8 protein-coding genes are annotated in these 6,863 nt (G+C 48.5%); 1 reads left to right on the forward strand and 7 read right to left on the reverse strand.

The features are described from left to right. The 6 genes from OEM52_12750 to OEM52_12775 all read right to left on the reverse strand — a co-directional run. Positions 1-253: hypothetical protein (locus OEM52_12750; protein ID MDK9701009.1), on the reverse strand; the 253-nt coding region annotated here is incomplete at its 3' end. Between the two features lie 17 nt (positions 254-270). Then, positions 271-711 (reverse strand): septal ring lytic transglycosylase RlpA family protein, encoded by a 441-nt coding sequence (locus OEM52_12755; GenBank protein MDK9701010.1) that lies wholly within the window; start codon positions 709-711, stop codon positions 271-273. Continuing rightward, the gene (locus tag OEM52_12760) at positions 693-1,646 is read right to left on the reverse strand and encodes a dihydroorotate dehydrogenase (protein ID MDK9701011.1); all 954 of its coding nucleotides are present in this window, start codon (positions 1,644-1,646) and stop codon (positions 693-695) included. Before OEM52_12760 ends, OEM52_12755 begins: the two co-directional genes overlap by 19 nt. Continuing rightward, a complete protein-coding gene (locus OEM52_12765) occupies positions 1,636-2,445 on the reverse strand; it encodes a dihydroorotate dehydrogenase electron transfer subunit (GenBank protein ID MDK9701012.1) in 810 nt (269 codons plus the stop codon). Before OEM52_12765 ends, OEM52_12760 begins: the two co-directional genes overlap by 11 nt. An 8-nt stretch (positions 2,446-2,453) precedes the next feature. Continuing rightward, positions 2,454-4,952: a hypothetical protein gene (locus tag OEM52_12770; GenBank protein MDK9701013.1), complete on the reverse strand. Its 2,499-nt coding sequence runs from the start codon at positions 4,950-4,952 to the stop codon at positions 2,454-2,456. A 1-nt stretch (position 4,953) separates the two neighbouring features. Next, a complete protein-coding gene (locus tag OEM52_12775) occupies positions 4,954-5,724 on the reverse strand; it encodes an NAD-dependent deacylase (GenBank protein MDK9701014.1) in 771 nt (256 codons plus the stop codon). Between the two features lie 79 nt (positions 5,725-5,803). On the opposite strand from OEM52_12775, the gene rpsT reads away from it, so the two are divergent. Further along, on the forward strand, positions 5,804-6,058 hold the full coding sequence (gene rpsT / locus OEM52_12780) for a 30S ribosomal protein S20 (protein MDK9701015.1): 255 nt from the start codon (positions 5,804-5,806) through the stop codon (positions 6,056-6,058). A gap of 254 nt (positions 6,059-6,312) precedes the next feature. Here the strand turns inward: rpsT and tsf are convergent. After that, positions 6,313-6,863: translation elongation factor Ts (gene tsf / locus OEM52_12785; GenBank protein MDK9701016.1), on the reverse strand; the 551-nt coding region annotated here is incomplete at its 5' end.

Consider the following 6,863-nt stretch of genomic DNA (forward strand, 5'->3'; position numbering starts at 1 on the left):
CCACCGCTGCGGAAAGTATCGCCGAGGAAGTTCGTACGACTTCCGCACCGGAGTGGCGCAGTATCGTCATATACTCGAACATCGCCATCGCTGCGATTAGTGCGATTAAAACGGCAAACGACCAACCCCCAAGTAAGGTGGGAATCGTCAACAAGGGGATACCCCATACAGCAACCATGACACGTCGCCACAAGACGCCGTCGGATTTTATTTTTTTTGGTTCTGAAGTCGGTTCGTTGGTTTGTGATGTCATCCGAAGTCCAAATCAAGTTACGGAATGATAGCTCCTACGGATACGACTCGCAACTTGACTTTGGTATTTTGCACCATTCCTATGCTCTGAGCGGCGCCATAGGAGAGATCGATTATGCAGCTTGTAAAAGGTCCTCGGTCGTTGATTCTTACCTCGACTTTTCGGTTGGTTTGGAGATTGGTGACTTCAACGATTGTACCGAAGGGCCAATTCCGGTGGGCGGCGGTGATGCCATTAGGATCGAATATCTCCCCATTGGCTGTTTTACGTCCAGCAAACTCAAAGCTGTAGAAAGATGCTGTTCCTTCAATTACGTAACCTGGTTTTGGGAAGACCACATTGCGGGTACCCCGGGAGCCGGCAGTACCGCTCTTAATTCCGTAGCGAGGCGCAGCCGTACACCCGATAAAAAGTACGGTAAGAAGTAAAGTTAGTAGGTTTAGCCAGCGGTTGTGCATACGATTGGTTTCGGTTGAGGGCGTTTCAAAGCACCGGTCAATTCGGATAACATCGACAACTTATGTCGGGTACCATACTCCTGTAATTTTTCCAGAATAGTTGCTGAGATTGCCGGTTCTACGTAAATCATCGTTCCGATTTGTACGGCGGAAGACCCCGCTAAGAAGAATTCTACAACATCTTCGGCGGAAGCGATGCCGCCCATGCCGATGATTGGCAGTTTCGTTGCATTGTACACTTCCCACACTTTAGCCAGCGCCATCGGCTTAATTGGAGGACCGCTGTAACCACCGGTAATTGTGGCGATGCGCGGCTTACGGGTTTCAGGATCAATCGCGATTCCGACAAAGGTGTTTACCAACGATAAAATGTCAGCTCCGGCCGCTTCACACGCTTTGGCAATACCTGCCGCCGACGATGCCATTGGAGTCAACTTCACAATCAGCGGACGAGTGGTTTCCTTGCGACATTCGCGAACGACCGTTTCGGTCATGATTGGATCGACGCCGAAACTGATGCCGCCTTCTTTCACATTGGGACAGGAGATGTTCAGTTCGAGTGCGCTCCACTCAGTGTGGGGCTCCATCTTTGCCACGAGTTCCCGATACTCTGAGACAGTGTTGCCTGCAACCGATACGATTACTTTCGTAGGATAATTTCTCAGCTCGGGGAGTTTCTCTGCGATGTAACGGTCGATACCTACATTCGCTAATCCGATGCTGTTAATCATCCCACCGGTCGGCGTTTCCCAAATCCGAGGGATAGCATTCCCCGCCCGTGGTTGGGGTGTAATCGTTTTTGTGACAATTGCTCCAAAGGTGTGCAAAGGTGTGAGTTCGGAATACTCCGTTCCGTAGCCAAAGCAACCGGAAGCGGCTATCAGGGGAGAGGATAACTCCAGCGCACCTAATTTACAGGTAAGATCAGTTGCCAAAGGGGTATACCTCCATATCGATAGCTCCGAAATCAAAAACCGGACCATCCTTACAGCATAAAAAGTATTGTGTTGCGCCTCCCTCGTCATGGGGGCGGGCTAAGGCACACCCTTGACAGACGCCGACAGCACACCCCATTCTCGCTTCGGCAGACAACTGTCCAGCGATTTGATTCTTCGTAGCCCAATCGACCAACGCTTTCATCATCATCCACGGTCCGCAGGTGATTAAGAATGGATGAGCACCAAATGCACCGGAATTCCAATGGTGATCGATGTAGTCGACAACAGTGCCATGGAAACCAAGCGAACCATCATCGGTGGCTACCTGTATTCCATACTCTGACAACACTGCTTCGGAAACAGGAACATCTTCGGCGGTTCTGCTTCCAACAAAGTGTTGAAAGGGTATCGCCCCTTGCCATCGCTGCTGTTGGAATAAAACCGGGGCGATGCCTACCCCGCCGGAAACACCGACAATTGATGTTGCAGTAGTCGGGATGTTCCAAAGTGAACCAACCGGACCCAGTACATTCAAAGTCGATCCAACAGTAACATCGCGCAATTTTCCACTGCCACGACCATACACTTTTAATATTATCTCGATATCTTCGCCGAAAATGCGTTGAATCGAGAATGGCCGTCGCAGTAACGGATCGGTTCCATTGCCTATCCTGATATGTAAAAACTGACCAGGGCTCGCTGCTATTCCTATTTTTGGCGAATGTAACCGGAGTTGGAACAGACCGGGACGAATCTCATGTTTCTCAGTCACCGTACCGGCTTCTAAATACTTCATAATCTGACTTACTCTTCCTTCTTCGGAGGATCGTTTGCTCCGCTTGGAGTCGGAGAATTCCCGTTTGGTACAATTGGTATTTTTGGCGGTAATGAATCCCGTTGTTGTATGGTGTCCCGCTTAAACAATGTATCGACTGGAACAGACAAGGTGTCCCGCTTGTTAGTACTCACTATGCTCGAATCGGCTTTTCGTTTACGCAGCGGATTGCTCGATAGAGAATCAGAACGAGTGGATAACGTGTCGCGTAACTGCAATGAATCGGGTATAGCTAACGAATCCGGCATAGCCAGCGAATCCAATTTCTTCAACGAATCGAGCATTGCCAATGAATCGAATTTCGGTAAAGTGTCGTTCAAAACGCTCAAAATGTTGCGTGCGAACGTCGCACCGGAACCAGTAGTGACACGTTTCTGCATGGTGGTAAACAACGCTCGCATTGAATCAATCGGCACCCTTCCAATTTGCAGAATCGCTAACGCTGCAACTGCTTTATTCCCTACTGTGCCGGTATCAGCGGCAGCGAGTGATTTATAAAGCTGTATCGCCCGTAAAGTATCGTGTTCCTCATCGACGATGCGTTCAGCTGTAAACAACTGCTCCTGCAAAGAATCTTTCGGAATTGGCAGCAGCGGTAAGGAAAGCTCGCTACGCGCCAGATTTGCAATGGCAAGGTTGGAACGCTCTTCGGTCAAGGTGTGAAATATGCTATCGGCAAGCGTATCCCCCCCGCTCTGTTTCAATAATAGAGCATACTCGATTAAGTAACTGTTGCGATTCTTCGGTAAAGTTGTTTGCAAAATCGTGGGGAACTTCGACAGTGCGGTTATCGTATCTTTCAAACGGAGCACATCGTCTTTTTGATCGACGTAAATCGCTACCAATTGATTGCTCACACTCTCCCACTCGACATAAAATGCGGTGGAATCGAATCTCACTGCCACGGTATCTTTTTTCGCAACCAGCGAATCGGGTTTCGATTCCGTAGTATCAAAAGCGATTATGGTGGAGTCGTCATCTCTTAACACCTGCATCGAATCGGAAAATAACGAATCAAGAAAAAGTAAAGTGGAATCGTTAGCGATTGCAGTGGATTCGATTTTTTTCAACAACTGAATTGTATCTGAATTGAGCGAATCGAGTATTAATGCGAGAGAATCGCTAACCAGCGGTAAGGAATCCAGTATCGCTACCGATTGCGTTTTGTTCGGAATCGGTTCCTCGGGTATATAATGTGGAACGGAAGCAATAACGGTGTCTTTCGTTTTGTAGGTCGAATCGGCGATAACGGTTGTGTCGCTCTCATCAATTTGCATTTTAGGGGCTAATGGATCGATGCGACTTACTACGGAAGCGTTTCTAAGAAACTTAGTACGAAGCGAATCAGGGACCGGGCGTCCTTCCTTGATATCTAACAACACCAACCATCGCTCGTAGGCGGTTTTCAATCGGGCATCGGTATCGCGAAGCCAGCGAATTCGTTTGCTAAGTGAGTCCGCTGCAATTGCTGAAATCGCCACCGGGCTGTCGCGTTTCGAACGATCTAAATATGAATAAACGATCGAATCAATTTCGGCTTCGGAATACAGTAACAATCCCATCTGATAAGAAGCATCGGCGGTTTCTTCGGTGCGAAGACGGTCGTCGCGTAACAACTCCATCCAATATTTTTTCGCGGTGATGGTATCACCCAAAGCTAATGCCGCTCTTCCTGCTAAAACCGTAGTGCGGTTTTTCTTGGAACGAAAATCACTATCACGGTATAATTTTCGCAAATCAGCGAAAGCCACTTTTGGACGGTTGTCGCGGATAAGCAATTCGGCGCGTCTCATCCGCAAATCATATTGCTTGGAACGACTCCATTTCGCTTGCAAGACTTCTTCCAATACTTCAATCGCTTCTGATAGGCGATTTAACTTGTCGAGGCAAAATGCTCGTTTCGCATTGGCTTCAGCGCGTATCTCTGGAGTAGGAGCAGTAGCAACCAACGGGGTAATCGTTTCGAGGGCTGCGCTGTAAAGTGAATCGTTAATCAAACCGTCAGCAAGCAGCAGGCGAGCAGAGTAACTTATCGTTTCGATGGGACTTGCCGTTAGTTCACCCAGGAGCGCACGACCCTCGGTCGTGCGCTTGAGGGCAAGCCAAGTTCGTGCTTTGTAGAGTTTTGCCTCGGTCAGGTTTTTATATTGGGGAAAATTATTTTCAAGTTCGATAAATTTCCGTTCTGCTTTGGGAAACTGATTCGATTCGAAATAGGATTTTCCCATCAACAGCAACGCTTCCGGCACTAATTTCGATTTTGGGTACAGCTCCACCATCAACGCACAGCCGTCGATCACTTTCTCAAAATCAGCATTCCCAGAACCGGGAGAAGCATTCGGGAGCTGCTTTGCCGCGAGTCCTTTGTCGAAATTCTTCTTCGCGTTGTAGAGGGAATTGTAGTATGCGCATCCTGACGATAAAAACAGGAGCAGCAAAACGAACAGCAGAGTCGTCCGGTATTGCATTTTAGAACCTTTTCGCGATGGGAATCATTTCATTCACAAGTACCGGTAGTACGTCTCCTGCTTTTTCTTGAAGGTGATACTCACAAATATGAGAAATGTCGGTGAATCCGGGATTGATTTCCAACAATAATGTACCGTTTCTCGACGCTCGATATAGTAACCCGGCAGCCGGCCATACGGAACCTTGGGTACCGATGACGATGCATAGATTAGCTTGATCGATCCACTGTTCAGCCTGCTCCCAGAGTCCAGTTGGAAGTGACTCACCAAACCAGACTACGGCGGGACGAATTCTGCCATGACAGCTTATGCATCGTTGTATCTTTAGCTCCGAAACATGATACGGTGTAAGATAAGGGGTTTCACACTCGAAACATTTATCTTGTGCCAAGCTGCCATGTAATTCCCAAAGATTTTTGGTTCCGGCGCGACGATGTAGTCCGTCGACATTCTGTGTTATTATCGCCGTATTGGGATATGCGCACTCCAATTTCACCAAGGCATAATGTGCGGGATTAGGTTCAGCTACCGCAAGTTGGAGTCGACGTTCAGTGTACCAGTCCTGTACCCGCTCCGGATTGGCAAGAAAGCCTTCGCGGCTCGCCAACTCCTCGAACTTGAACTGTGACCAGTAACCGGTTGGTCCACGGAAGGTTGGGATTCCCGACTCCGCCGAAATGCCGGCGCCAGTCACTACAGCGATGACAAGCGGCGTTTTTGTGAGTTGATTTTGCCATTGGTCGAGGAACCGACTGATTTCGGAAATATCCATGTTGAACCCATTTGCATTTACCGAGGTGCGATTTTATATTGTTTAGCTTTAGGAATTTGAATCGGATTGAGGAATACCAATGCCACAACATAAATCTTGCAAGAAGCGGATGAAAACTGCGAAAATCGCAAACGAAGAAAACCGCGCTGGCAAATCAACCATGAAAAACGTTGTCCGTAAGGTTCTCAGCGCCAAGACGAAGAGTGAAGCCGAACCACTGCTCCGTACTGCGGTCGCAACTTTGGACAAAGTCGCCCAGAAAGGGATTATTCACCGGAACAAAGCCGCGCATGCAAAGTCCCGCTTGGATTTGTATGTAAACAAGCTTTCCTAATTCCCGTTCTTATCGATTGTTGAAGAGGGACGCCCGGCGTCCCTTTTTGCATTGTTACCGAACTTTATACTTTCTTTCGCAACTAAATAAATGGGTGGACACAATGTCCACCCATTCGCAATTTACATAATCCGCTTAGTTCAGATTAAGTCACTGATATGAATGTCTGCATTACAGATAAGAAAACGGGCGGACATCGGAGTCCGCCCCTACCCATCTAATACTCGCAGACAAGATTGTCTGCGCTACAGATTTTACTCGCCGATCTTGAAGCGGGCAAATTCGCGAATTGAAATCGTATCGCCAAGTTTCTTCGCTACCTCTTCGAGGTGGGTAGTAACGGTAAACTTAGGGTCCTTAACAAACGGCTGTTCGAGTAAGCAAAGCTCGGAGTAGATTTTTTCCATCTTGCCAATTGCAATTTTCTCGATGACGGCCTCCGGCTTTCCCGTTTGGCGAGCTTGCTCTTTGGCAATTTCCAGTTCGCGATCCAAAACGTCCTTCGTCAACTCGGTGCGGTCTACTGTTGTCGGAGCTGCGGCGGCAATCTGCATTCCGATATCGGTACAAAGTTCCTGGAATTCGTGAGTCGCAACGGTTTCCGCTTTTCCACTGAGCAAGGTTACCAGTACTGCCAGTTTATTGCCGGGGTGAATATAAAGCTGCAACTTGCCAGGCGAAGCCAAATCGAAACGGGCGAACCGCCGGATGACCATATTCTCGCCAAGCTTTCCGACCGTCGTGGCGCGCAGCTCTTCGACATCGGCTGGGAGACCTGCTGGATCAGCGGGAAGCGGCTCTACCG

This window comes from bacterium, assembly GCA_030247525.1.
Lineage (GTDB): Bacteria > Electryoneota > JAOADG01 > JAOADG01 > JAOADG01 > JAOTSC01.